Below are 25,007 nucleotides of genomic sequence, written 5' to 3' on the forward strand. Positions count from 1 at the left end.
GGACATACCGGCCTACCAGGAAACCGGTGCATTGTGTGCTCCGGTGCGGGGATGCTCCCGATATCCCGCTCGTGATGCTCAGATCGGGAGCGCGTTCAGCTCGCGCGCAAGGTCAGTTGCCGGTATCGGGTGGGGGTAAGCCCGACGTACTTGCGGAACTGCTGGGCGGCGTGTCCGCGGCTGCGCCAGCCGACCTGACGCATCGCGGTCTCGATCGGCAGGTCGGTCTCCCGCAGAGACCTGGCAAGGTGCTCGGCACGCAGCATCGTCAGATACGTCAGGGGCGTCTTGCCGTAGGCATCGGTGAACACCCGGCTGAGCTGCGAGGGTGACAGATGCACCCGAGCAGCCAGGGCATCGAGGGTCCACTGCTCCGCGGGCGCCTGACGCAGCAGCTCGGCCGCCTGGCGGGCCTCGGCACGCAACGGCGCGAACCGGCGATGTCGCGGGAGAGTAGGCCGAACACGCACACGCTGCGACGCCGATATCCGCACCGGCGAGACCTTCACGAACGGGGCGATCACATGCGCGATGCTGAACCACACCGCCTGCATCCGGTAGAAGTTCCGGGCGAAGCCACCCTCGATGCTCCGTTCAACTAGCTCATCCAGCCACGGCATCAACATCCCCGCGCGCTCCTCACCCAGGCGGAGTATCTGCGCCGGCTCGGAATAGATCGTCTCGGCGAACCCCTGCGCTTCCAGCCGATCCTGCAACAACCCAGCGTGCTGCCAGAACACCTGGTCGATCACATAGTCCGTATCCAGATAGATCGTGGTGACGGTGACATGCCCCTCGGGCTCCGAGCCACACAGCACGTTCGCCCCGAGAATCACCGCGTCACCGACACGGACCGGCTTCGGTCCGAACTCGCTGAACAGAATCGCCGAACCCGACCTGACAACAACCACCTTCCCGCAGTCGTAGGCGAACGGGCCCACCGGCCGTTCGACAACTCGCGTGCGAGCGAGAATCGGTGCAAACGGCCGGCGACCGCAGAACACCTTGGCGGGCTGCGGTGTGGGGTGCTCAGACTCAGCGTTCACACAGTTTCCATCACAGAACCCGGCAAGAGTCTGTCCGTCAGGGCAAGGCTCCTGCGATCGCTAGCGCGATCCATCCACCCCCCCCCTCACGGCTCCACGGGTTCGAGCCCCACGAACTTCATCCGGTCCTCGCCGTAGAAGCATGTCTGCAGCGCGAGCGATCCACCGAGCCCGAGGAGGTCATCGGTCGTCGCCCATGTCTTGGGCGTGTGGCGGATATCCGTGACCTCGTATACCTGATCGCTGCCCTCGATCTGCACGCGTTGGCCGACCTCCCACGCAAGCAGCACGTCGCCGTGGCAGTTGTTATGCGCCGCCCACACTGGCGGAACCCCGTCGCGCTCGTACGAACTCATCTCGGTGAAGGTGCCATCGCACCCGTCGAGCTCACGCACGCCACCGGTCGCGCCCAGATTCACCGTGGGCAGATCGCCGAACAGGTCCTCCCGCGCCGCATCAACGCTCCCTGTCAGTGCGGTCTTGACCGTCCCGTAGGCGTACTCCACCGTCTGCGGCGCCGCGAGAAGACCCACCAACGTCACCCCACCGGCCGCGATAAGACCGACTCCCAGCACCGCACCGACCATGCCGAGTCCGCGTCGTGACCGACCACCCCTCCGCCTACGCGAATCCGACATACCCCAACTCCGTTCCTGCCTGCGATCGACCTCTTTGCTCGATTACCGGCCATAGTTACTATGTAGCATAGTCGATCTAGCACGCCGGCACCTGAGTCGGACGACTCCAGTCAGCGAGCCCAGCCCTGGAGCGCTCTCGCCATTGCCAGACGGTTCGCGATCGGCCGCAGATACCCCCGGGGGTATAGTATCGATGTGGTGCACATAGAGATCGCGAAGGACCAGGGGGCGCAGTCCGCACCCGGGCGATCGTGCCCGCCATCCAGGCGGCGCCAGCGACCGCTCCTGGACGCGGCGTTCGGCAAGGGCGACACGAAGGGCGAAGCCAGAACCCACCCGCCGAGTCCGATGTCACCGCGATCCCGACGCTGGACGCCCTCGGTCCCCGATGGTGTCGACCTGACAGCTGACATCACCCACCCAACGAGTCCGAGAACCCAACCCCCAACTTTTTCTGAAACCTTCGAGGAGGAGCCCCCAATGTGCCGACCTGTGACCTGCAAGACCTGCGGCAAGACGACCTGGGCGGGATGTGGCCAGCACATCGCCGACGTCAAGGCCACGGTGCCCGCCGGGCAGTGGTGCGCCGGCCATCAGAAGGAGCAGAAAGGGTCCTCCACGGGAGGGTTCTTCTCCCGCCTCTTCGGCCGCTGACACACTCCACCCCGACACAACGCGACAGCACACAGCCGTCGGCGACTGCTGGGGAACGCTTGCGACCGAGCCGCCGGACACAATCGGACGAGCCATTCTCGCGCCACGCTCGTCGACGCAGTGCACCAGTTCGCGACCCCGGGCAGAGCGCTGAATCTCGGCTGCCAAGAGGACTGACGTCACCCGGCTCAGGCGGCACCGATCACTGCCGACCGCACAGCTCGCCGTCCCGACAGCGCGGCCGATGCGGCTCGAGGGGCGGCCATCAGCCGTCTTTGAAATACGGGTGGGGGTATGGCAACCTAGAAATACCCCCAGGGGTATCTACCCAATCGATGGAAGGACGCGCATGCTTCTCGAACGGATCTACGACGAGGACCTGGCCCAGGCCGGATACTTCATCGGCTGCCAGGCCAAGGGTGAGGCGGTCGTCATCGACGCCCGCCGCGACATCGCGGACTACCTGGCGCTCGCCGCCAAGCACGGCATGCGGATCGTCGCGGTCACCGAGACCCACATCCACGCCGACTACCTGTCCGGGACGCGCGAGCTGGCCGCAGCCACCGGCGCAGAGGTCTACGTCTCTGGCGAGGGCGGAGCCGACTGGCAGTACGGCTTCGACGCCCGACGCCTCCATGACACCGACACGATCTCGATCGGCAACATCACGATCCAGGCACGACACACACCCGGTCACACCCCTGAGCACCTGGTGTTCCTGGTCACCGACGGCGCCTTCGCCGACGAGCCGGGCTATCTGATCTCCGGCGACTTCGTGTTCGCCGGCGACCTGGGCCGCCCCGATCTGCTGGATGAGGCCGCCGGCGGCGTGGACACGCGCTTCGAAGGCGCCCGGCAGCTGTTCAGCAGTCTGCGGAACGTGTTCTTGACACTGCCCGATCACGTCCAGGTCTATCCCGGCCACGGCGCCGGCAGCGCCTGCGGCAAGGCGCTCGGTGCGCTGCCGTCGACCACGGTCGGGTACGAGCGGACCAACGCCTGGTGGAGCCGGCACCTCGCGGCCGATGACGAGCAGGGGTTCATCGATGAGCTGTTGGACGGTCAGCCGGACGCGCACGCCTACTTCGCACGGATGAAGAAGCAGAACCGCGAGGGTCCCACCGTCCTCGGAGACCGCGCCCCCGTTGCGGAGCTGACGATCGAGGACGTGGCCGCACAGCTGGGTCGTGACGAGATCACCTTCGTCGACACCCGCCCACCTGCTCGCGCCCATGAGGGCACGGTGGTCGGCTCGCTGAACATCCCTGACGGCCCCAAGTCCGCCACCTACGCCGCGTGGGCCTACGACCCCGAGACCGACTCCCGCCCGCTCGTGGTCCTGGCCGACGACAAGGACGCGGCGCAGTGGTTCGCGGACCGGCTGCTGCGGGTGGGTATCGACCAGACCGCCGGCTACGTCACCACGATCGAGGGACTGCCCCACTTCGTGCCGCCGCTCCTGGACCCCGCCGACCTGGCCGGCTTCGATGCCGCGCTACTGCTGGACGTGCGCCAGCGCGGTGAGTACGCCTCAGGCCACATCCCCGGCGCGACCCAGCTCAGCGCCGCCCGCGTGCTGTGGCATCAGGACGAACTTCCCGGTTCGGGGACGATCGTGACCTACTGCCAGTCCGGGATGCGCAACACCGTTGCCGCCAGCGCCCTGCGGCGCGCCGGTCACGACGTCGTGGAGCTGGATGGCAGCTACAACGCCTGGAACGCCTGGCGCCAGACCCAGGCCGAGCCCGCCCGGTCCTGACCGACCCCCCCGACCTCCAAGCGCCGTCCCCTTGTGTGCCGAGCCGCCTGTTCGCGGGCGTCTGGCGCCGTCTCCGATCCGAAAGGAAACCCCTGCTCATGGACGATCACTCCGCTGCTCTGAGGACGATCTCTGCTGAGGAGCTCGCCCAGTGGTGCGAGCTGCACAACGACCTGACCATCATCGATGTCCGCTCGCCTGCGGAGTTCGAGACCATGCACATCCACGGCTCCTACAACGTGCCGCTGCCGTTGCTGACCGAGCACACCGCCGACCTGGCCGACCGCCTCGGGCACCGCGCCGTGTTGGTGTGTCAGACCGGCAACCGCGCCACCCAGGCCCAGCAGCGACTGGCCGGGATCGGCGTGCAGACCGCGACCGTGCTCACCGGCGGTGTGCCCGCATTCGAGGCCGCGGGAGGGCAGGTCGTGCACGGCACGGCCCGATGGAGCATCGAACGGCAAGTGCGGTTCACCGCGGGGCTGATCGTGCTGGCCAGTCTGCTGCTGGCCGAGTTCCTGTGGCCCGGCGCACGGTTCGTCGCGTACGCGATCAGCGCTGGACTCGTCGTCGCCGCTCTCACCGACTCGTGCCTGATGGGGCAAGTCTTGTCCAGGATGCCGTGGAGCAAGGTCAAGGCGAGCCCCACCGCTCAGAGCGCGATCAGGTCCATCCCGGTCGCGCCCCAGCAGCTGTGAACCGGGTCTGCATTCGCGCATCGACCTGCCGACTCGTCACTTTGCTCGGGGCCGCGGGTGCGGCCCCGAGCACCGGGTGGGGTGAGCGGCGGTGAGTGGGGCACTGATCCTCACGCTCGTGCTCGCTGCGCTGGTCGGGCTAGCCCTGGGAACGCTCGGCGGGGGTGGGTCGATCCTCACTGTCCCGTTGCTCACCTACGTCGCAGGCATGCCACCGAAAGAGGCGATCGCCGCCTCACTGCTGGTCGTCGGCGTCACCTCCATCGCCAGCCTCGTCGTTCACGCCCGCGGACGCCGAGTCAGATGGCGCACCGGGCTGATCTTCGGCGCCGCGGGCATGATCGGTGCCTTCGCCGGAGGACTCCTCGGTGGCCAGCTACCGGGCACGGTGCTGATGATCGCGTTCGCACTCATGATGATCGCCACCGCGACCGCGATGATCCTCAAACGACCCGGACGCGGCGACACCCCGTCCGCCACCGAAGACGCCGCACCTGACGGGGGTCACCGCCTGCCGCTGGTGCGGACCGTGGTCGATGGCGTCGTGGTAGGACTGATTACCGGTGTCGTCGGGGCCGGCGGTGGCTTCCTGATCGTCCCGGCACTGGTGCTGCTGGGCGGGCTCAGCATGCCGGTGGCCGTCGGGACCTCGCTACTGGTGATCTCCATGAAGTCCTTCGCCGGGCTCGCCGGCTACCTCACCACGGTCACCCTGGACTGGCCTGTCGTCGCCGTGGTCACCGCGATCGCGGTCGTCGGAGCCCTCCTGGGTGCGAAGCTGTCCGGGCGCATCCCGGCCGGCTCACTGCAGAAGGGCTTCGGTGTCTTCGTGCTGCTCGCCGGTGCCCTGGTCCTCGGAATCGAGCTGCCACCGGTCGGGACCACGGTGGTCACCGCCCTGGCCGTGCTGGTCACGACCGCGTTCCTGGTGTGCCGGTTCACCACGATCAACTGCCCCTTCCGGCTCGGGAAACCCACCCCGAGCTGACCTTCCAACGCCGAACACAGAACACAGACCGGAGCCTGTACCTATGAGCACCATCGATCTCACCGAAGACGCATTCTCGGCCGCCATCAACGATCACCCCATCGTCCTGATCGACTTCTGGGCCGCCTGGTGCGGCCCGTGCCGCAGCTTCGCCCCCATCTTCGAGGCCGCCTCGGCCGAGCACACCGACATCCTGTTCGCCAAGGTCGACACCGAAGCCCAACCCTCCCTGGCCGCCGCCGCCCAGATCACCTCGATCCCCACCCTCATGGGCTTCCGCGACGGCGTGCTCGTCTTCTCCCAACCCGGAGCACTCGCCGCCACCGGGCTGCACACGCTGATCGGCAAGATCCGCGATCTCGACATGGACCACGTGCGCGAGCAGCTGCGCAGCTCACAACCGCGCTAGCGAGAGCCCTTACCCGCTGGGTTCGAATCCGCGAGTTCACGATCGCATGGGCATCAGGCGATACCCCCAAGGGTATATTGGTATCGGGCAGGGAACCTGGAACTCCTGGCTTGCTCCAGGCCTGCCGCCACCCATCGTGTGACCGTTCCGATCAATAGGAGTTCTCATGGCCACCAGTGATCTCGACGCCCAGCGCCGCATCCTCAACCGTCTGCGGCGCGCCCGCGGGCAACTCGACGCGGTCATCACTGCGGCTGAGAGTGGCGGCTCCTGCCGGGACGTCGTCACCCAGCTGGCCGCGGTGTCCTCGGCTCTTGATCGTGCCGGGTTCGCGATCATCTCGACCGCGATGAAGGACTGCATCGCCGATCCCGAAGGAACCAACCGCAAGGACGACATCACCCCCGAGGAACTCGAGAAGCTGTTCCTGACCCTCGCCTGAGCGCCGCGCAGACCAGGTGACGGTCCACGCGCAGCGAGACCCGGGCGACCTCCCGTGGCCCGCTCGTTGGTCTCGTAGAGTCAGATCCGGATGTAGGCGGCGCCGTCGAGCTGGGCTTGGACGATCGTGGTCACGGCGGAGGGGACGGTCTGGACTTCGGGTCGCAGTTCGTCGGGGTCGATGCCGCGCCGTCCGAGCCCGATGTTGCAGGCGGCGACCTGGGTGTGTTCGGGCATCTCGATGGCGTCGGTCCCGGTCAGGCCCGCCAAGGCGGGGCCGTTGACGATCACCCGCACGCGCACGCCGAGGTCGGTGGCCTGGAGTCCGGCCGCGGCGTCGAGCGCGCGCTGGAGGTCGTCGGGGTCGTCGGAGACGTGCAGGATGACTTCGCGGCGGCTCTGGTCCATGTTCGTGCTTCCTCTGGCGCTGTGCTTCTGGCGTTGTTCAGCAGCCGGTCAGGGCTGCCGAGGCGTAGGGCAGGTGGACGGCCGCGCTGAGGGCGGCCAAGGCAAGCAGGTAGGTGCCGATTGCTACTGCGGGGAGGGCGCCGGCCAGGCCGGCGCTGGGGCGGACGAGCTGGCTGATGCGTTCGGGGCCCGCGGCGTGGAGTGCGACCGGGCAGGGGTGGTGCGGTAGGGCGGGGTGGGTGCGTTCACCGAGCTTGACCAGTGCGCTCACCAGCGCGGGTGTCCCGGCTTCGCGGCGGGCCTGGTTGTCGGCGGCGATCTCCAGGTAGTGCGGCATGGCGTCCGCGGCGGCGCGCACCAGGGGCACCCATCGCAGGTATGCGGCGATGGCCTCGATGACTGCGGAGATCAGGTGGTGGCGCTGACGCAGGTGCGCGTGCTCGTGGGCGAGGACGGCAGCGAGCTCGTCGTCCTCCAGCGCATGCACGGCGCCGGTGGACAGGACGATCCCGCCGTGGCGGGCGGGGAAGGTCAGTGCGAACGGATGCTCGGTGTCGACCAGCGACAAGTGGTGTCCGTGCAGACGCGCCGGGAACGCGCCGGAGAGCAGTGCCCGTGCCGCACGCCGGGAATGGAAGCTGCGGCGGATCAGCTGACGGGTCATCCCGATCCCGAGAGCCAGGGTCAGCACGGCAGGCAGGGCCAGCAGGAGGATGGCGGGGATCATGGTCACCGACGCGTCGGCCGAGAACGGGTTGGCAGCGGTCAGACACCGCTGACAGAACTCCGCCGCACGCTCCGGCAGCAGTGCGGGGCCGGACCCGGCCCAGGCCAGTACCGGCCCGATCGCCAGCAGCGTGCCCAGCCAGACCGCGATGCCGCCGGTCACGATGAGGATCGCGAGCCGGGGGACGCGCACCAGCATCGGTGCCGCGTGACGCAGCAGCCACGGGCCGAGGACCGCCAAGGCCACCAGCCCGGCGATCAACGCGACGGTGAGCATGGTCACGGTCATGAGCGACCGTCCCGGTCGCGCCGTTTCAGGTAGTCGCGGAGCAGGTCCAGGTCGTTCTCGGGCATCGAGTCCACGAACTGCAGGATCGAGGCGGCGCGGTCGCGGCTGGCGTCGAGGATCTGCTCCATCAGCCCGGCGTCCCACTCACCTCGGCTGATCTTGGCGCCGTATCGGGTGGACCGGTTCTGCCGAGTGATGGTCACCAGGTGCTTGCGGTCCAGGTTGGCCAGCACCGTCGCGATGGTGGTGTAGGCGGGGTCGGAGGGCAGATGCCCGATCACCTCGCGGACGGTGGCCGGGCCGTGGTCCCACAGCACGTCCATCACCTGCGCCTCCAGCGCCCCCAGCCGCAGCAGCTCACCTGAGCGGCCGTCGTCGGCGCTCATGAGGCGGCCGCGACCGGCTCGGGCCGCACCGGGCAGGCGACCTGGCCGCGCAGTCGCCACACCAGGGCCACACCGGTCAGGATCAGGGCACCGAGCGCGAGGAACGGCTGGACCGGGGTGAACCAGGTGATCGCCCCGGAGTACCCCAACGCGAGCAGGGCGAGCTTGTTGCACACCGGGCACCCCACCGCGAACCAGGCCAGGATGCCGCCGGCCATCCCCAACCGGCTGCTGCGCCGAGCCTGCACCTCATCGCCGGAATCTGCGCTCACAGCTGCGTCTGCGACGGTGGCCCCGTCATCGCCTGATGTCATCGCCCGCGCGCCGGCGGTAGCGCGCTGCGGGCGGACATAGGTGGCGACCAGCATGCCCGAGAGCGCCGAGGTGACCAGCCACACCGGGTAGTTCCACCACACCGGCGGGATATCCCGACCGAAGACCGGGTTGGGGATCAGCACCGTCGCCACCCCGATCACCACCGCGACGACCACGGCCGCGGCTACCGCGATCAGCATCTGCCTGCCCGTCCACAGTCTGAGCGCCTGCCCGGCCAGCCGGAAGCTCTCGCCGATGCCCTGGCGCGATCGAGTTGGAGGAGTGGTCATGCATCCCATTCTGACATGACTCGACTACCACGCATAGTCGACTATCTGAGATAGTAGAGGCCGGTGACCGCCACACGTACAGGAGACCACTCATGCCCGCCGAGACTACGAACCGCCCGAAATCCTCGAATCGCTCTAAGTCGTCGAATCGCTCGAGGTCGTCTTGGGTCGTGCCGGCCGCGGTGCTGACGGTGGCCGTTGTGTTGATCGCGGTGATCGTATGGGTGAACTGGAGCGGCACCTCACCCGAGGACGGTGCCTCGCCGTCCGGTGAGGGGGCGCCGACCGAGGTGCAGAATCCCGAGCAGCCGGACCTGACCGAGATCGAGGCCCGCGACGAGGAGGACCTGCTGGCGGCCGGCCAGGTCGACGCACCGGTGGTGCTGGTGGTGTTCTCCGACTACCAGTGCCCGTTCTGCGCCCGGTGGAGCGAGCAGACGCTGCCGTCGATGATGGAGCACGTCGAGGCCGGGGACCTGCGCATCGAGTGGCGTGACGTGAACGTGTTCGGACCCGCCTCCGAGCTGGCGGCACAGGCGTCGTATGCCGCCGCGTTGCAGGGGGCGTTCTGGGAGTACCACGACGAGCTGTTCGCCGGCGGGGAGCACCGCTCCGCGGACGAGCTGAGCGAGGACGCGCTGATCGACCTCGCTGGTGAGCTGGGTCTGGACACCGAGCAGTTCGCCACTGACCTGACCTCTGAGGAGACGGTCGAGGTGATCGCGACCAACCAGCAGTTCGGTCTCGACCTCGGGGCGACCTCCACTCCGGCGTTCGTCCTGGGCGGGCAACCGATCATGGGGGCGCAGCCGACCGAGGTGTTCGAGGACGCCTTCCAGACCGCGCTCGATGCGGCGGAGTGAGCCGGGATGGATATCGGGCTGCTCGCCGCGTTCGCCGGTGGCACGTTGGCGCTGTTGAGCCCGTGCGCAGCGCTGCTGATGCCGGCCTTCTTCGCTTCCACGATCGGCACCGGGCCCCGGCTGCTGCTGCACGGCGCGGTGTTCTATCTCGGGCTGCTGATCGTGCTGGTCCCGGTCGGGGTCGGCGCTGGAGCGCTGGGGACGCTTTTCGCCACGCACCGGCAGGCGATCGTGCTGATCGCCTCGATCGTGCTGGTCGTCCTCGGCACGGCTCAGGCTCTCGGGTTCGGGTTCGACCCCGCCCGGCTGCTGCCCGCCGGTGCTGACCTGCACTCCCGGGCTGCGTCCAAGACCGGGATCGTCAAGACGCTGCTGCTCGGGGCGGCCAGCGGGATCGCCGGATTCTGCGCCGGCCCGATCCTGGGCGCCGTCCTCACCCTGGCCGCCGCCCGCGGCGACACCCTCGCCGCCGGTGTCCTGCTTGCGGTCTACGGCGCCGGGATGGTGCTGCCGCTGCTGCTGATCGCCGCGCTCTGGCAGCGCCTCGGTGCCCGCGGACGCCGAGTGCTGCGCGGCCGCGCCTTCACCGTCCTGGGCCGGCAGCTGCACACCACCTCGGTGATCACCGGCCTGCTGATTATCGGTGTGGGCGTGCTGTTCTGGACCACCAACGGCCTGGTCGGAGCCCCCGCACTCCTCCCGCTGGACGCCCAGGCCTGGCTCCAGGAGAACACCGCAATCCTGGCCAACCCGATCCTGGACATCCTCGCCGTCCTCGGGATCACCGGGATCGTGCTGCTGGTGTGGGCCAGGCGCCGCCGTCCCCGCGTCGACGCCCACGACACCCAGGCAGCCGAGCCACACCCCGAGCAGCACGCGGAGCGGGGATGAGCCCCCGCCTCCGTGGGCGCCCGCGCCTGTCCCCGCCCGGTCTGGCGATCCTGGCGATCGCCACCCTGCTCGTCGCCGGGTGCGCGGCGTCCGAACCGGAGCCCGTCCGCGAGCCGTCCGGGGTCGATGACTCCCTCCCGGTGGTCGACACCACCGGCATGCAGCTGCCGTACCCGTACGAAGAGCTGGAGATCGTGGATCCGGGCTGGGAGATTGCGCCGCAGCATGCGGACGGCATCTACCTCTCCGCGGGCGAGCGCGACGGTGTGCTGGAGTTCACGGCCGTGGACGTGCACGGTGACGTGCTATGGGCAGCGCAACGCCCCGCAAGCTGCACCGGGTTCGCCGTCACCACCGACGAGCAGGGACGAGCCCTGGCGATCCTGGGCGATGTGCAGACCACCGCTGATGCCCTGACCGCGACCACCGCGACCGCGTACGACCTGAACACCGGAGAGCAGGTGTGGGGTCCGGTCGAGGTGCCCGGCCCCTACCAGGGTCCCGGCCTGGTCTTCGCCGCACCCCCGGAGGGATACATGGGCGAGACCGGACCACGGGTCGCGCTCGACCCGGGCACTGGCGCTGTAGCGGCCTCCGAAGCAGACGCTGAAGGAATCCGCATCATCGGCGAGTACCACGGCACCGTCCTACTCACCCAACAGGACGCTCTCATCGCCCGCGACACCACTACGGCACAAGAGCTGTGGCGCATCGGACTGGCCGAGCACGGCTGGACCGCGTCGTCAGTCAGCGCCGCCCTGCACGCGACGCCGGCCGACGGGCTCGCCCTCCTCTCGACCTCAGATACCACCGGTGCGCTCATCGATCTCGGAGCGGGCGTCGTGGTCAGCGAGACCGCGCAGGATGCGGCGGTGGACTCCAGCACCGAGACGCTGGTGATCCTCGACGAGGCCGGGCTACACGCCTACGACCCCGACGACCAGCCGTTGTGGTCGCTGTCGGTCGAGGATCAGACCAGTATCGAGGCGCTCGGCGGTGTCTTCCTCTACCTCAGAGAGGACGGGTCGATCCGGGTCCACAACGTCATCACCGGTGATGTCGCACAAGCCTACGAACCCGACGGGAATGGCCCGATCCTGGTGCCCTCGCACATCACCATCAATGGAGCCGCTCTTCTGCTCGACGGCAACCGTCCGCTCCTGGCCACCGTGCCCGAGCAACCCGTCCCCGACGAGTCGGGATCATGACACCCGTACCCCGCGGCAGCCGATGACATCCCAGGCCCCCGCCCGCACCGGCGATCACACGGGCGACCCCACTGGTGATCCTGCATGGGCCGAACCCTCCGGCGGCGCGACGCCTGCACCAGGGCAGGCGTTGCTGCCGCTGTGGGCGGCGGTGCCGGCCGCCACAGCGGCCGGGCTCGCGATGGACGCCGCGTTCCCCGCGCTCGGGTGGTGGCCGCTGGCGTTCGTCTCAGTGACGCTGTCCCTAGCCGGTCTCATCGGTCGCAGCACGTGGGGCGCGGTCCTGCTCGGGGCAATCTTTGGCGCAGCGTTCTGGTTTCCACATGCGTCCTGGGCGACGCAGTTCCTGGGCGCACACCCGCTGAGCTGGGTTCCTTGGGTGGCGCTGGCCGGCGCGCTGACGATCTACTCGGCCGTGCTGACGGTGCCGATCGCGTGGGCCTACCGGTGGCTGCCGCGTCGGTACGAGGCCCCCGCGGTGCGGCTGCTCGCACTGCCGGCCCTGGTAGCGGGAACCTGGACGGTCCGGGAGCTGATCATGGGCTCCTGGCCCTACGGTGGATTCCCCTGGGGACGCGTGGGCATGAGCCAATCAGAGAGCCCGATCGCGCCGGTGGCGTCATGGGTCGGCGTCTCCGGACTGGGATTCCTCATGGTCGCTCTGTGCGTCGCCACCATCGAAGCGCTCCGTTGGGCAGCGCGCACCCGCCAGCGCAGGGACGACAGCCCCAGCGGCGACGGCGCCGAGGAGCCGACAAGGTTGCCAGCGCGGTGGTCGGCACCGATCCCTGCGCTCGGGCTCGCGGCGGTGATGCTCCTGGTGCCGCAGTTCCCGACCAGTCATGCCGGCAGCATCCGGGTGGGCGCCGTGCAAGGCGATGGGCCTGCCGCCTATGTCGATGAGCACGAAGCGGGCGCGGTCCTGGACTCCCAGCTCGCCGCCTCCGCGGCCCTGGAGGAGGAGCAGGTCGATCTCGTGCTCTGGCCCGAGGGTGGCGTGGACGCCGACCCGCTCGCCGACCAGCCGACAGCGCAGGTGCTCAACGACGCCGCGGATCGATTCGGTGCGCCGATCCTGCTCAACGCCGCCTCAGCAGAGGGTGACCTCGTCTACAACACCTCCTTTCTCTGGACCTCGACAGGCCCCGTGGCGACGCACGCCAAGCGTCATCCGGTCCCGTTCGGGGAGTATGTGCCCGACCGATGGTTCTACGGCGCTCTCGTGCCCAGCCTGGTGGACCTCCTGCAACGCGAGTACGCCGCTGGCGTCGACACGCCGGCGATTGACGTCGATGGGGTGGCCGTGGGTCTGGCGATCTGCTTCGACGTGGCATTCGATGATGTCATCCGGGAAGGCGCACGCAGCGGTGCGCAGGTGCTCATGTTCCAGACGAACAACGCCGACTTCCGCGGCACCGACGAGAACCTGCAACAGCTCGCCTTCGCCCGTATGCGGGCGATCGAGACGGGCCGCAGTGTGGTCAACCTCTCCACGACCGGCACCAGCCAAGTCTTCGGCCCGGACGGCGACACGCTGGCTGCGCTGCCTGCGGACCAGCCCGGTGTCATGATCGCCGAGCTCGAGCTGCGCGATGGCCTAACCCCCGCAGTCGTGCTCGGCCAGCCTCTGGAGGCGCTGATCACCTCGGGTACGCTCGCCGTCTTCTTCGTCCTTGCGGCCCTCGGGCTACGCGACCGCGTCCTCCCACGGGGCCGCCCGTCGCTGACCTCCCGTGGCCCCGGCCTCGTCGACCCGCAACAAGGCCGATGAGCCATCCGAGAAGAGGGAGGGGCCGGGTAGCCACATCGCAATGGCTAGGATCCTAGGCTGGTTCACTCGAACAGCCAATTGCTGTGCGCAGGCGGACGGATGGGTGCCGATCCTCATAGCCACCTGAGCAGATCGAAGGCGATGACCGCGTGCAGCGGCAGCACTCCGTTGCCTAGTGTGGTGAGCTGCTGGTTGACGGCGAGGCCGTGACCAGGGTTGGTAGCTCATCCGTTGGGGAAGGCCCATGAGTCATTCCACAGACTCTGGCGACGGCCTTGGTCCGGCGTCCTCGTGCAAGAGGGCATGTGCGGGTGCGGATCGGCCAGTGATGTGTTCCCACCTCGCGATGGCATCGGCGTAGCGTCCCCAGTGTCGAAGATGTGCTCGATCAGCGACCACAGAATCTGACTCGTCGTTCTTGTTCGATGAGCCATCGGGTCCGTGGACAGCCAGGTCGATGATCTGGTGCGATAGCACGATTGTGCCCCGTCTGGCTCGCATGCGTTCCAGGGTCTCGCCGCCGTGTGAGGGGTCCGCGGCCAGCGGGTGCGGAACAGGGCCTTGGGGGTGGGCGAGGATGAAGACGCGAAAGCGGTGGTGAGGAGCGCCGACAAGCGAAGCCGGTGGCCGACCACCATCCGGAGCTGCCCGTCAGCTGCAAGCCCTGCCAATCGCTGTCAACCTCTGGCACACCTCCACGCCACCCGATGCCTCACCGGCGACCGGCTCCAGCCTCGTCGCTGACCCCCCTCGTGACGTTGACACGCGTCTTGCACGTCAGCCGGGCGGACCCATGCCGGCTATGACCTTCACCTCGGCGGGACCCAAGTCCCTGATTTCCCCACACACCTCTGGCACCAAGGGTGCAGGCGGGCGCGCGGAGCGCACCTGGCCGCTGAGACGGTCTCTCCCAACGCCGGCTCGGAAGGGGCCGGCCGTGGTCATGACGATCCGTGTGATGTCGTCCGGCCGTGGGTACGAATACCTGCTGAAGTCGGTCGCTGCTGGTGACGGAGACCGGTCGATGGGCACGCCGTTGACCCGCTACTACACCGAGTCCGGCTGCCCGCCGGGAACCTGGCTCGGCACTGGCCTCTCCAGCCTCGACACGGGGCAGGGTCCGGCCCTCGCCGACGGCGACACGGTGACCGAGGAACAGCTCGCCCGGCTGCTCGGCGAGGGCATGCATCCACTGACCGGCGCGAAGCTCGGTTCTCCCTATCCCCAGCTGAGACCGCCGCGGGAGCAGATTGCGGCGAAGGTTGCACGGCTGGACACGTCGCTGACCGGAGTGCAACGGGAGGAAGCGGTCGAGCGCATCCGCGAGGAAGAGGTTGCACGACGCCCTCGCACAGCGGTTGCAGGGTTCGACTTGACGTTCTCGCCTCCGAAGTCGCTCAGCACGATCTGGGGGGTGGCCGATGCGGGCACGCAATCCCTGATCGCGCAGGCGCATCACGCGGCGATGCGTGACACTCTCGCCATGCTGGAGGAACGAGTCGCGGCAACCAGGGTCGGGCATGGCGGGATCGCGCAGATGCCGGTCGTCGGAGTGATCGCGACCGCGTTCGACCACTACGACAGCCGAGCCGGCGACCCACAGCTGCACACGCACGTCGTCGTCTCGAACAAGGTCCAGGGCATCGACGGACGGTGGCGGACGCTGGACTCCCGCCGCCTGCACAAGGCCGCCGTGGCGATGTCCGAGACCTACAACGCGTTCCTCACAGACCACACGGCCCGCGTGCTCGGCGCGGCGTGGGTGCCCGTGGATCGCGGGAAGTACCGCAATACCGGCTGGGAGATTGCGGGCGTCCCGGCAACACTGCTCGCCGAGTTCTCGCGACGGTCGGCCGGCGGCGAAGGCGTGGAGAGCATCGAGCGGGTGGCGGACCGCCTGATCGACGAGTACGTGGCGAGCCACGGACGCCGGCCGTCGCACGCGACGATCGTGAAGCTCCGGCAGCAGGCGACGTTGGAGACCCGTCCAGCGAAGGAACTGCACTCGCTGGCTGAACTGACCGCGGAATGGCGTGCGCGAGCTACGACGATGCTCGGCGAGGACGCGACGACTTGGGCGCAGCAGCTCCTGGCCAGCGGTTCCGAGGAGGCGTTGCTGCGCGCCGACGACATGGGCCTCGGCCTGATTCACGACATCGCAACGGTCACGCTGATGGAGGTTGCTAACCGACGTGCGACCTGGAGTCGATGGAACCTGCACGCCGAGGCCGCGCGGCAGTTCATGGGCGTGCGGTTCGCCACGACCGCCGACCGGGTTGCGGTGCTCGATCAGATCGTGCAGCACGCTGAGGAGGCGTCGCTGCGCCTCACCCCGGAGTACGGCCGGTCGGTTCCCGAGCCGTATCTCAACGCGGACGGAACGAACCGCTTCCAGACTGCCGATCAGATCGCGTATTCGAGCCAGGACATCCTCGACGCCGAGACCAGGCTCCTGCAGCACGCCGACGCAACGGACGCACCGACGCTCTCGGCGCGACTTGTCGCCCGCCACACTTCCCGACCGATTAAGGGCGTCCGGTTGGAGCCGGACCAGGCGGCGGCGATCACGGCCATCGCACGATCCGGGATCACGCTCGATCTGCTGGTTGGGCCGGCCGGCGCGGGTAAGACGACTGCCCTTCGTGCCCTGCACCGCGCATGGACGGCCGCGCACGGCAAGGACTCGGTGATCGGCTTAGCGCCCTCCGCTGCTGCTGCAGAAGTCCTCGGCGACTCCCTCGGCGTGCGCGCCGAGAACACTGCGAAGTTCCTCTATGAACACGCGCACAACCGCTGGAGCCTCCAGCCTGGCCAGCTCGTGCTGCTCGATGAGGCATCCCTGGCCGGAACCCTCGCTCTTAACCGGATCACCGCCCATGCCGCGGAGGTCGGCGCGAAGGTCGTGCTCGTTGGCGATTGGGCGCAGCTGTCCGCGGTCGAGACGGGCGGCGCGTTCGGGATGCTCGTGCGGCACCGACGCGGAGTGCCCGAGCTGACCGACGTGCGACGGTTCGCTAACGAATGGGAGAAGGCCGCAAGCCTCGCCCTCCGTCACGGCGATCCCCGCATCCTGGAGACCTACGACGAGCACGAGCGCCTTCACGACGGCGGACTCGACGTGATGCTGGACGCGCTCTACGACGCCTGGCAGCACGACCGCGCCGAGGGCCTGTCCACGTTGATGATCGCCGGCAACGGTGAAGCCGTCGCCGAGCTGAACCAGCGCGCCCGCAGCGATCTGATCGACGCCGGCCAGGTCGAAGCCGAAGGCGTGCCACTGCACGACGGAACCGCCGCAGGCGTCGGCGACCTGATCGTCACCAGGCGCAACGAGCGTCGGCTGACCACCGGACGCTCATGGGTGAAGAACGGCGACCGCTGGCAGGTCACGCACCGCTACCAGGACGGCTCGCTCGCCGTGCGGCGGCTCGGCAAGGGCGACGCTCCGCGTGGCAAGGCCCTCGTCCTTCCCGCCGGCTACGTCGCCAACGAAGTCGAACTCGGGTACGCCTCGACGGTCCACCGCGCCCAAGGCTCGACCGTGGACACCGCGCACGCGCTCATCAACCCCGACACCGCGGCACGCGAACTGCTCTACGTCGCGCTGACCCGCGGTCGGCATCGGAACGAGGCGTACGTCATCCAGCCGGACCCGCACGAAGTCGAGCCGCACCTCGACCAACCCGAGACCCGCGACGTGACGGGACAGCTTGCGCGAGTGCTCGCTCGGAGCGACGCCGACCTGTCGGCGACCGAGACGCTCAAGCTCGAGGTCGACCGGCACGCTTCGCTCTCGACCTTGCTGTCCGAGTACGACCTACTCGCCCGCGAAGCACAGACAGACCGCTGGGCCACGTTGCTCGACGTCGCACCCTTCGCACCCGAAGTCGCCGACGACGTGTTCACCAGCCCCTACTACGAACATCTCGAAGGGGCGCTCGCACGACACGACGCGGCCGGGCACGACGTCACCGCGACGCTGGCCGCGTTGGCCCCGACGATCACGCCCGGCGAGGACCAGGCCGACCCGGCCGCCGTCCTCGCCAAGAAGATCGACCAGACCACGACCAGCCTGGGCGACGGACGCCGTACCGACCCGCGGCGAGTCGGCGGACTCATCCCGACACCTGCCGAACCGATCCCGGACGACATGCAAACCGCACTCACCGAACGCCAGCAACTCATCGAAGCAGCCGCGCGTCGGGCGGTCCGCCACGCGCTCGACGCCGGGGCGGGCTGGACGAAACGCATCGGCCGCGCCCCCACCGCGGGCCGCGCACGCGACGCCTGGCTGGCCCACACGGCGACCATCGCCCTGTACCGGCACCGCTACGACATCGACGGAGCCGCACCGCTGGGCAACCCGAAGGACATCACCAAAGCCCAACAGGCAACCGAGTACCGCACCGCCTCCGCCGCGCTGCGCCGCGCACAGTCGGTCAGCCAACCGTTCACCGACAACGCGCCACGCCGGAACGCCCAGCGAGTGGACCCAGCACGCCGACTGTGAACGTCAGCCGGGCGGGCTACCGTGGAGAGGGCATGACCGAGCGCATCCGCAACACCGGCGACGAGCTGATCCTCTACGACGACCAGCACACGCTCCTGCGCGTCACCGGACCCACCCGGCTGCTCGGCGCAGCACACGGCGGCGTTCACGTCCTGGCCGGCGGATCGCTCATCGTCGCCGGGATCATCCGCCAGCGCCTCGTTATCGAGACTGGCGGAGCCTGCCACGCCTCCGGCTACATCCGCACCGTCCCCAAGGTTGCCGAAGGCGGCTTCCTTGATGTGACCGGACACCTCAACCCCGTCCGCTGGCCTCCGGCCGACATCGACGGCACCGTCCTGATCGCGGTCGGCGCGCGCTACGGCGAGCACGTCGTCACGGCGGACGGCCGGCTCGCCCCGTACGGCTCGACCGCTCCCGAACCGATCAACGACAGCACCCCACGGTTCCGCATCACCCGCAGCGGCCCGACGCCGACCCTCGAAGGCCCGGTCGAGCCGCCCGGCTAGAACCGATTCTGTGGTGGTTACGGCGAGTACGGCACGACGGCGTTCAAGCGCCGCGCACGACGGATGAGGTACGCCGAACTCGCGAAGAGTCCTTCCCCTTGCTCCATCTCCACCACTCCGTGCCAGGTTCCTGCCGTTCTCTCATCAATCCAGTCCTCATCCCAGCCACCGCTGGGTACAGGAGTCGTCCACGTCGCGATATCACCACGGCTTTCGAATACGGCGCCCTGAACCACGTGAGGAATGTCCTCGGTGCGATCGACCGTATTCGCCAGCACATCGCCCGCAACGTACGGGTATCCGGCCGCCACATCACGGCCAAGCTGCTCCACGGTCTCGACGAACGGAGCGTAAGAGAGTCCTCCTACAAACGTGTGGCCAATAACGTACCGAGTCCCGTCCGCAGTGAGCTGACCACAGATCACTCGCACGTCGCCGTTGGGTCTGCGCTCGTTCAGCCATGCACGCGCGGCTGCCTCGTCGGCAGGTTCCTCGGGGTGGAGCCGATCGCCCACGCCGGGTTGGCTCATCAGCGGGAATCCGGTCCATTCGCCCCGCTGGTCCCGATGAGGGATATCGGGAGCGACATCGGCAAAGAAGCTCAGTGTGTCGAGCATCGTGTCGGTGACGTTCGTACCCAGCAACAGCGCGTCGTAGTCCGCCTTGAGCTGTTGCGTGCTCGGGCGTAGTTGGGCATGGACTGCGGCAGGTACCTCATCCCAGAACGTGTAGATCCGTAGGCCGAGAACGCCTCCGATGAGCACGTGCTCGTCCCGGGGTCGGATCACGTGGGCGAGGTGCTGAGCAACGTTCCGCACGTACTTCACGCCTCGAATGACACCCGTGCCGGGGTGGCTACCTGAACTCGTAATGCTCCCGTACGTCGCAGAGTCACCCACTCTGTTCGTAAGAAGGTCATTGAGTGTCTCTCCGGCGACCAGGAACCTACGCACGGGCGTGCCGAGATCGTCGATGCTGTTGTTTCGGGCGGTCTGCCCGCAGTAATCAGCGGTGGCAGTCTGTGCGTCACGCAGGGCTGCTTGGAGGGCCGGGAGCTCGTCGGACGCAATGGTCACGTGCGTGGGAAGGGTCACGAGGTCTCCTCTTGTCAGCACCACGGTATCGAGCGATCGCTCCACGCGCGCCAGCCCGCGCAGACCCGTTGCAGCTGACGGAGAGGGATCTACCACAGGGCCTCGGCACTCGCACGTCCTCCACGCTTGCGTCGGTGGCGACGGGTTGAATAGACCCGACTGGAGAAGGTCCCCGACGGCAGTGACGACACGATCGGGTAGGAGCGGAGGAGAGATAGCCCATGCCCGAGAGTCGACACCGCTACCTCTACGAGCGCCTCGGCGACCACGACTTCCAGCAGCTCGTCAGCGCCCTGCTTGCGAACCAGTTCCCCGACTACATCCCGATGGCACTCCGTCAGGCTGATGGCGGCCGAGACGGTCTGCGCAAGGTCGACGCCTCGAAGGTGCTCATCTACCAGGTCAAGTGGTCGGTCAGCGGCAAGGAGAAGGACCCCGTTGCCTGGCTCGATCAGGTCGTCAAGAACGAGGAAGCCAGTCTGAAGCGTCTGGCCGCGCAGGGAGTCCGCCACTACACGCTGGTCACCAACGTGGGCAGCACGGCCAAGGACGACTCGGGCACGTTCGACCGGCTGGACAAGAAGCTCCAGGCGTATGCGAAGAACTTCGGCTACGAGCAGATGACCTGCATCTGGCGCGAGGCTCTGAACCCGTGGGTCGACAACGCCCCGACCGAGACGAAGTGGGCCTACGCCGAGATGCTCGCGGGGTGGGATTTGGTCCGATACCTCGTTGCCGAGCACGTTGGTGCAGGCAAAGACAAGGCGCACCGTGATCTGATCCGCAAGGTCGCCGCGGCCCAGTGGGAGGACGACAAGCGCGTCAAGTTCAGCCAGTCCGATGTCGACCGAGAGAAGGTCGTTGACCTCTTCGTCGATGTCACGGCCGATCGCGTCCACACCGTGGCCAGCAAAGCACTGCAAGCACAATCACCGACCACCTTGGGCGGTGCCGCTGCCTACCTGCTGCGTGCATCGGCGCCCTTCACCCTCATACGGGGCGCGCCCGGACAGGGCAAGTCGACTCTCAGCCAGTACGTATGCCAGGTCCATCGAAGCTCGTTCATCCCCGAGAACGACAGACCCGACTCACTACCCGAGCTGGATCAGCCACGGTTCCCCATCAGGCTGGACCTGAGCGACTACGCGCTCTGGCTCGGTGGCAACGACGTGTGGGACCACACCGAGGACCGTAAGCAACGCAGCACCACGGCGCGCAAGGGGGAGCAGGCGACTGTCGAGTGCTTCCTCGCGGACCTGATGACACACGAGAGCGGCGGCGTCACCACCAGCGCGAAGACCGTGCAGGACATCTTCGAACGAGTGCCCAGCCTCATCGTGCTCGACGGACTCGATGAGGTCGGCAGCGCCGCCATACGAGGCAGAATCGTCAAAGAGATCGACAAATTCGTCGGTCGTGGAAGGGCCTACACCGACCCGCCCAAGGTTGTGGTCACGACGCGCCCCAGCGCCGGCGAGCTTCCCGAGCCGTCGCCCAGCCTGTTCGAGGTCGTGACCCTCAACCAACTCACCATCGAGCAGCGAGACTCTTACCTGCGCAAGTGGTGCACGGTCCGCGCGATCAAGGGCAAAGACGGTCGCGCCCTGCGGAAGAGCTTCAAGGAGAAGAGCCGCGAGCCCTACATCAACGAACTCGCCGGCAATCCGATGCAGCTGACCATCCTGCTCGATCTCCTCCATCAGCAAGGAGCAGCGACTCCGACTCAACGGACCGACCTATACGACAAGTACGTCGAGCTTCTCCTGGCCCGCGAGGCAAACAAGCACCCCAAAGCGGTTCGTGACCATAAGGAAGAACTGCTTGAGATCATCCCGTTCCTCGGCTGGTACCTCCACGCGCACACCGAGGAATCGCAGATCAACGGCCGCATGAGCGTGGATGAGCTCAAGGAGGCGATGCGGCACTTCCAGCGCACCTACGGCAACCGCGAGTCGATCGTCGACCAGCTCTTCGAGGGCGCCAGCGACCGCCTGTGGGCGCTGACCAGCAAAGTCGACGGAACCTACGAGTTCGAGGTCCTCTCCTTGCGAGAGTATTTCGCCGCCCGATTCCTGTACCACAACTCGGGCGAGGACAACGCAGACTTCGACAGCACGACCGTGCTGCGCGAACTGCTCCGTCGGCCGTACTGGCTCAACACGGCCAGGTTCTACGGCGGCAACGCGAAGGGCAACGGCATCTACCCCTTGACCGCCGGGATCGAGCAAGAGCTGGCGCAGAGCACCTCGCCCGCCTCCTACCTCGCCGCATGGGCGCTGCTCACCGACGGCGTGTTTCTGCGCCGTCCCCGTGAGGCACGCAAGATACTCACAGCACTCTGCTCCGACGTCGGGATCACGATCCTGCTCTCGGCACTCGACCGCCGCGACATCATCGCGCTGCCCGAAATGCCCGACCTCCCAGACCAGGACGGCCCTGATCCAACCTGGGTCCGGCTCACCACCCTGATCAGCAAGGACCCAACCGACAGCGGCAACACTCACCGGGTACGCGCTCTGCGCGAGCTGTTGAATCAACGCAGCCAGTTCGGCGCATGGTGGACCGCGCAACTCACCGCAGCCATCGGCACGCCGCAGCAGAACGCATGGCTCAAGATCGGTGCCCAGTGCGAGGCCGGTGCCGGCGTCGTTGCGTCGTTTGAGCACATTGACCTCGCCGAAGGTGCCGCCGAGTTGTTCCTCAGCGCCGGCCTCGTCCCTCCGCCCGGAAGCTCACTCGAAGCTTCCCTTCTCGACGCAGTCTTGGAAGGCGAGTGCCCCTGTGTGACGTCGACGCGATCCATGCCGGCGCAGGTCGCGGTGGCACTGTCTCCGGGCGACTTCCTCACGAGTTCCAAGACCGGCTTTCCCGGCGGTGATGAGAGGACGAAACGGCGTCGAAACGAGGCGATCAACCAGCTCCGGCGGGCAGGTTCTGCGTACACCCAGATCGCCCAGCAGCGAGCCTTCAGAACAGGCCAGAAGGGCAGTACCTTCCCCTGGGCTGAGACGGCCGCAGCACTACACGCCCACGTCGGACGTCGCTGGCTCGTGTCCGAGATTGCGATCATCGGGGCCTCGTCGCCCTTCCTGCCCGCGTCAACGAAGAAGCCTGGCTCAGCGCCCTTCGGAACCACGAGTCACCCGTCCGAGCTCCTCGCGCAAGCCCGCGCCAACAGCCGCAACGCCCAATGGTGGCGGGAGCAGCTCGATGCCCTCGACGACGATCTGGCCAAAGCCGAGTGGGCACTCGCTCTATGGTGCGTCGCCTCCGAGCCCATCGTGACAGAACTGTTGCCCACGCTGGAGTCGGTGCTCAGCCAACTCCCTGCGGCACGCCGGAGCACAGTCCTTCAAGCCGCCGAGCGGATCGCTCGGTACGGCTGGCTGAGCAACCGGCCAGTCACAGCGGCCACGGACGATCCAGAACTGGCCGCTCTGAACCAACTCCGTACCTCGGCATCGTCAACGACCGTGCGAGACGGTGTAGTGCCCGCGTCACGCGACGGTTTGGACTCTGCGCCCTCGCTGCTCAGCGTCGCCCGGGAAGGGAAATGGCTGAAGGTCGACGCAAAGGCCGTCTACCGATAGAGGCAGCGCTCGCCGCCTTCCGGCGATATCGGCCCTGTATCAGCGTCGCAGCCGGCGGCTTCCTGGACGCGACCGGCAACGCTGGCCCCTTCCGTTGGCCTCCCGCCGACATTGAGGGCACCATCCTCATCGCCGTCGGGGCACGCTGCGGCCCCGACGCCGACCCCTCGGTGGCTATCCCTCCCGGTGATCGGCTGTATGGGGCGTGCTCCCGGCAGACTGGTTTGTCAATCGCGATGGATGCTGTCCATCGTGTGCCTGGTGAAGCATCGGAGCCGTCCGTCATGCGAAAACGTCGGTGATTGGTCCGTATGTCACACCGGGTTCGAGGGTCATGACTGGCTTATATCGTGGGCCGCCGTTCGTGTTGCCGTCCCACTCGTAGACGATGGTTCGCAGGGTGTTGAGGTGGCGCCCGACGAGAACCGCCATTGTGTATGGGCCGTGGAAGGCGAGGTGCACCTCGGCGCGCCCTTGGCTGGCGGACAGTCTTCTGATCTGCTGCGCCACGGCGGCACTCAGGCGAGCTGCCTCTCGTGGGTCGATGCGCTCGGAACTTGCAACCGAGACCACCTCGGCCGCGTCGAAGCGGCCGGTGGACTCGTTCACAAGCCGCTCGAATGCAGTCCGATCCGGCTCTGGAGTCAAGGTCACGAAGACCGCAACGCGGTGCTCGGTCCCTGGCGCTTGATCCTGTTCGACTTGAAGCGTCTCGACCGTCAAGTCCGTGCTCTGTGGGTCGTCGTCTCGCGCGATTGATCGCCAGGCGTTGTCCTTGACATCGAGCACCACCGCGTTGCCGAACTTTGTCGGCTCATCGCGAATGAGAGTGTAGGAGCGGTCTGAATCCGCCGGCTTCGAGGAGCGATCTGGCGACGTAGTGCGTGAGGTTCCGGAAGCCGAGGGCGGAACCGCGAAGGTGCTCGAGCCGGCCGTTGATGGCCTCCGTTGGGCCGTTGCTCGTTCCGGGGCGGTCGAAGAACGCGAGGATGTCCGCGGCGCGCTGCTTCAGCGTGCGGCCGAGGCGACGGACCTCTTTGAGCAGCGCGGGGACGCCGCTGCTGACAGAGTCGATCACCGCCCGCATCATCTCCTTCGCCTTGTTCTTGTCGGGTTCGCGGTAGGCCGCGACGATGCGCTGGTAGATGCCCCAGGTCGCTTCGACCTCGACGTGCTCCTCGGCGGCGAACACCGCGTCGAGCCGCGCGGTCTGCTTCTCGGTGAGGAAGCTCGCGCCGGTGTGGAGGGTGCGGCGGACCCCGTAGAGCGGGTCGCCGGCGTGACCGCGGTGCCCGAGCGTGTCTTGCTGAACCCGCTGCCGGGTCCGGTCCAGGGCGTCGCCGGCGAGACGGACGACGTGGAACGGGTCCATCACCGGGACCGCGTCGGGGAGCTCTTCGGCCGCGGCGGTCTTGAACCCGGAGAACCCGTCCATCGCGACCACCTCGATCCGGCTCGACCACTCCGCAGGCCGGGCGGCGAGCCACTGCTTGAACACCTGCTTCGAGCGGCCCTCGACCATGT

General features: G+C 67.8%; 21 protein-coding genes and 1 pseudogene. 13 read left to right on the forward strand and 9 right to left on the reverse strand.

What is annotated here, in order from left to right; all coding sequences use genetic code 11:
* Positions 1 to 95 precede the first annotated feature (95 nt).
* Both ACFWGN_RS18445 and ACFWGN_RS18450 read right to left on the reverse strand, forming a co-directional pair.
* On the reverse strand, positions 96 to 974 hold the full coding sequence (locus ACFWGN_RS18445) for a helix-turn-helix domain-containing protein (protein WP_377618937.1): 879 nt from the start codon (positions 972 to 974) through the stop codon (positions 96 to 98).
* 158 nt (positions 975 to 1,132) lie between these two features.
* A complete protein-coding gene (locus ACFWGN_RS18450) occupies positions 1,133 to 1,633 on the reverse strand; it encodes a hypothetical protein (RefSeq protein WP_304686904.1) in 501 nt (166 codons plus the stop codon).
* A gap of 543 nt (positions 1,634 to 2,176) precedes the next feature.
* Here ACFWGN_RS18450 and ACFWGN_RS18455 point away from each other — a divergent pair.
* From ACFWGN_RS18455 to ACFWGN_RS18480, 6 genes are all read left to right on the forward strand, one after another.
* On the forward strand, positions 2,177 to 2,338 hold the full coding sequence (locus ACFWGN_RS18455; RefSeq protein WP_377618942.1) for a hypothetical protein: 162 nt from the start codon (positions 2,177 to 2,179) through the stop codon (positions 2,336 to 2,338).
* A 349-nt stretch (positions 2,339 to 2,687) separates the two neighbouring features.
* Positions 2,688 to 4,097, forward strand: coding sequence for a rhodanese-like domain-containing protein (locus ACFWGN_RS18460; protein WP_377618938.1), 1,410 nt, complete (start codon positions 2,688 to 2,690; stop codon positions 4,095 to 4,097).
* A gap of 98 nt (positions 4,098 to 4,195) precedes the next feature.
* Complete coding sequence (locus tag ACFWGN_RS18465) at positions 4,196 to 4,795, forward strand: rhodanese-like domain-containing protein (RefSeq protein WP_377618907.1); 600 nt, start codon at positions 4,196 to 4,198, stop codon at positions 4,793 to 4,795.
* A 91-nt stretch (positions 4,796 to 4,886) separates the two neighbouring features.
* Positions 4,887 to 5,783, forward strand: a complete 897-nt coding sequence (locus tag ACFWGN_RS18470) for a sulfite exporter TauE/SafE family protein (protein ID WP_304686896.1) — start codon at positions 4,887 to 4,889, stop codon at positions 5,781 to 5,783.
* Positions 5,784 to 5,826: 43 nt separating this feature from the next.
* Positions 5,827 to 6,192 (forward strand): co-chaperone YbbN, encoded by a 366-nt coding sequence (locus ACFWGN_RS18475; protein WP_304686895.1) that lies wholly within the window; start codon positions 5,827 to 5,829, stop codon positions 6,190 to 6,192.
* Between the two features lie 166 nt (positions 6,193 to 6,358).
* A complete protein-coding gene (locus ACFWGN_RS18480) occupies positions 6,359 to 6,634 on the forward strand; it encodes a metal-sensitive transcriptional regulator (RefSeq protein WP_304686893.1) in 276 nt (91 codons plus the stop codon).
* A gap of 80 nt (positions 6,635 to 6,714) precedes the next feature.
* Here the strand turns inward: ACFWGN_RS18480 and ACFWGN_RS18485 are convergent, their stop codons facing one another.
* Genes ACFWGN_RS18485 through ACFWGN_RS18500 form a run of 4 tightly spaced genes read right to left on the reverse strand, consistent with a single transcriptional unit; the run spans position 6,715 to position 9,047 of the window.
* Positions 6,715 to 7,041, reverse strand: a complete 327-nt coding sequence (locus ACFWGN_RS18485) for a hypothetical protein (protein WP_377618909.1) — start codon at positions 7,039 to 7,041, stop codon at positions 6,715 to 6,717.
* A gap of 37 nt (positions 7,042 to 7,078) precedes the next feature.
* Positions 7,079 to 8,056: a M56 family metallopeptidase gene (locus ACFWGN_RS18490; RefSeq protein ID WP_377618911.1), complete on the reverse strand. Its 978-nt coding sequence runs from the start codon at positions 8,054 to 8,056 to the stop codon at positions 7,079 to 7,081.
* Positions 8,053 to 8,442 (reverse strand): BlaI/MecI/CopY family transcriptional regulator, encoded by a 390-nt coding sequence (locus ACFWGN_RS18495; RefSeq protein WP_377618912.1) that lies wholly within the window; start codon positions 8,440 to 8,442, stop codon positions 8,053 to 8,055. Before ACFWGN_RS18495 ends, ACFWGN_RS18490 begins: the two co-directional genes overlap by 4 nt.
* Positions 8,439 to 9,047, reverse strand: coding sequence for a hypothetical protein (locus ACFWGN_RS18500; RefSeq protein WP_377618914.1), 609 nt, complete (start codon positions 9,045 to 9,047; stop codon positions 8,439 to 8,441). The genes ACFWGN_RS18495 and ACFWGN_RS18500 overlap by 4 nt, the downstream gene beginning before the upstream one ends.
* A 170-nt stretch (positions 9,048 to 9,217) precedes the next feature.
* Here ACFWGN_RS18500 and ACFWGN_RS18505 point away from each other — a divergent pair, with 170 nt between their 5' ends.
* The 6 genes from ACFWGN_RS18505 (at position 9,218) to ACFWGN_RS18530 (ending at position 18,799) form a co-directional block, all read left to right on the forward strand.
* The gene (locus tag ACFWGN_RS18505) at positions 9,218 to 9,910 is read left to right on the forward strand and encodes a DsbA family protein (RefSeq protein WP_377618916.1); all 693 of its coding nucleotides are present in this window, start codon (positions 9,218 to 9,220) and stop codon (positions 9,908 to 9,910) included.
* A gap of 6 nt (positions 9,911 to 9,916) precedes the next feature.
* Complete coding sequence (locus ACFWGN_RS18510) at positions 9,917 to 10,801, forward strand: cytochrome c biogenesis CcdA family protein (protein WP_377618918.1); 885 nt, start codon at positions 9,917 to 9,919, stop codon at positions 10,799 to 10,801.
* Positions 10,798 to 12,009 carry a hypothetical protein gene (locus ACFWGN_RS18515; protein ID WP_377618920.1) on the forward strand — a complete coding sequence of 404 codons (1,212 nt, stop codon included), beginning with the start codon at positions 10,798 to 10,800 and terminating at the stop codon, positions 12,007 to 12,009. The genes ACFWGN_RS18510 and ACFWGN_RS18515 overlap by 4 nt, the downstream gene beginning before the upstream one ends.
* Before the next feature lie 22 nt (positions 12,010 to 12,031).
* Positions 12,032 to 13,780 carry an apolipoprotein N-acyltransferase gene (lnt, locus tag ACFWGN_RS18520; RefSeq protein WP_377618921.1) on the forward strand — a complete coding sequence of 583 codons (1,749 nt, stop codon included), beginning with the start codon at positions 12,032 to 12,034 and terminating at the stop codon, positions 13,778 to 13,780.
* 943 nt (positions 13,781 to 14,723) lie between these two features.
* Positions 14,724 to 18,290 carry a MobF family relaxase gene (gene mobF, locus ACFWGN_RS18525; RefSeq protein WP_377618940.1) on the forward strand — a complete coding sequence of 1,189 codons (3,567 nt, stop codon included), beginning with the start codon at positions 14,724 to 14,726 and terminating at the stop codon, positions 18,288 to 18,290.
* Positions 18,291 to 18,322: 32 nt separating this feature from the next.
* The gene (locus tag ACFWGN_RS18530) at positions 18,323 to 18,799 is read left to right on the forward strand and encodes a hypothetical protein (protein ID WP_377618923.1); all 477 of its coding nucleotides are present in this window, start codon (positions 18,323 to 18,325) and stop codon (positions 18,797 to 18,799) included.
* Between the two features lie 17 nt (positions 18,800 to 18,816).
* Here ACFWGN_RS18530 and ACFWGN_RS18535 read toward each other — a convergent pair whose 3' ends face one another.
* On the reverse strand, positions 18,817 to 19,893 hold the full coding sequence (locus ACFWGN_RS18535) for a hypothetical protein (protein WP_377618924.1): 1,077 nt from the start codon (positions 19,891 to 19,893) through the stop codon (positions 18,817 to 18,819).
* A 221-nt stretch (positions 19,894 to 20,114) separates the two neighbouring features.
* Between ACFWGN_RS18535 and ACFWGN_RS18540 the strand changes: the two genes are divergently transcribed.
* Positions 20,115 to 23,483 (forward strand): NACHT domain-containing protein, encoded by a 3,369-nt coding sequence (locus ACFWGN_RS18540; protein ID WP_377618925.1) that lies wholly within the window; start codon positions 20,115 to 20,117, stop codon positions 23,481 to 23,483.
* Positions 23,484 to 23,765: 282 nt separating this feature from the next.
* On the opposite strand, the gene ACFWGN_RS18545 is transcribed toward ACFWGN_RS18540, so the two are convergent.
* Both ACFWGN_RS18545 and ACFWGN_RS18550 read right to left on the reverse strand, forming a co-directional pair.
* Positions 23,766 to 24,275 carry an SAVED domain-containing protein gene (locus tag ACFWGN_RS18545; protein WP_377618927.1) on the reverse strand — a complete coding sequence of 170 codons (510 nt, stop codon included), beginning with the start codon at positions 24,273 to 24,275 and terminating at the stop codon, positions 23,766 to 23,768.
* A 22-nt stretch (positions 24,276 to 24,297) separates the two neighbouring features.
* Positions 24,298 to 25,007 (reverse strand): annotated as a pseudogene (locus ACFWGN_RS18550) (ISL3-like element ISPfr18 family transposase); the annotation flags it as partial.

Source organism: Oerskovia sp. NPDC060338, from assembly GCF_042726295.1.
In the GTDB taxonomy this organism is placed as follows: domain Bacteria; phylum Actinomycetota; class Actinomycetes; order Actinomycetales; family Cellulomonadaceae; genus Oerskovia; species Oerskovia merdavium.

Bases quoted from the DNA above. Each gene is read 5' to 3' on its own strand.
- ACFWGN_RS18450 (WP_304686904.1), bottom strand. From the start codon at position 1,633: ATGGTCGGTGCGGTGCTGGGAGTCGGTCTTATCGCGGCCGGTGGGGTG.
- ACFWGN_RS18460 (WP_377618938.1), top strand. From the start codon at position 2,688: ATGCTTCTCGAACGGATCTACGACGAGGACCTGGCCCAGGCCGGATAC.
- ACFWGN_RS18465 (WP_377618907.1), top strand. From the start codon at position 4,196: ATGGACGATCACTCCGCTGCTCTGAGGACGATCTCTGCTGAGGAGCTC.
- ACFWGN_RS18475 (WP_304686895.1), top strand. From the start codon at position 5,827: ATGAGCACCATCGATCTCACCGAAGACGCATTCTCGGCCGCCATCAAC.
- ACFWGN_RS18480 (WP_304686893.1), top strand. From the start codon at position 6,359: ATGGCCACCAGTGATCTCGACGCCCAGCGCCGCATCCTCAACCGTCTG.
- ACFWGN_RS18485 (WP_377618909.1), bottom strand. From the start codon at position 7,041: ATGGACCAGAGCCGCCGCGAAGTCATCCTGCACGTCTCCGACGACCCC.
- ACFWGN_RS18490 (WP_377618911.1), bottom strand. From the start codon at position 8,056: ATGACCGTGACCATGCTCACCGTCGCGTTGATCGCCGGGCTGGTGGCC.
- ACFWGN_RS18495 (WP_377618912.1), bottom strand. From the start codon at position 8,442: ATGAGCGCCGACGACGGCCGCTCAGGTGAGCTGCTGCGGCTGGGGGCG.
- ACFWGN_RS18500 (WP_377618914.1), bottom strand. From the start codon at position 9,047: ATGACCACTCCTCCAACTCGATCGCGCCAGGGCATCGGCGAGAGCTTC.
- ACFWGN_RS18510 (WP_377618918.1), top strand. From the start codon at position 9,917: ATGGATATCGGGCTGCTCGCCGCGTTCGCCGGTGGCACGTTGGCGCTG.
- ACFWGN_RS18515 (WP_377618920.1), top strand. From the start codon at position 10,798: ATGAGCCCCCGCCTCCGTGGGCGCCCGCGCCTGTCCCCGCCCGGTCTG.
- lnt (WP_377618921.1), top strand. From the start codon at position 12,032: ATGACATCCCAGGCCCCCGCCCGCACCGGCGATCACACGGGCGACCCC.
- mobF (WP_377618940.1), top strand. From the start codon at position 14,724: ATGACGATCCGTGTGATGTCGTCCGGCCGTGGGTACGAATACCTGCTG.
- ACFWGN_RS18530 (WP_377618923.1), top strand. From the start codon at position 18,323: ATGACCGAGCGCATCCGCAACACCGGCGACGAGCTGATCCTCTACGAC.
- ACFWGN_RS18540 (WP_377618925.1), top strand. From the start codon at position 20,115: ATGCCCGAGAGTCGACACCGCTACCTCTACGAGCGCCTCGGCGACCAC.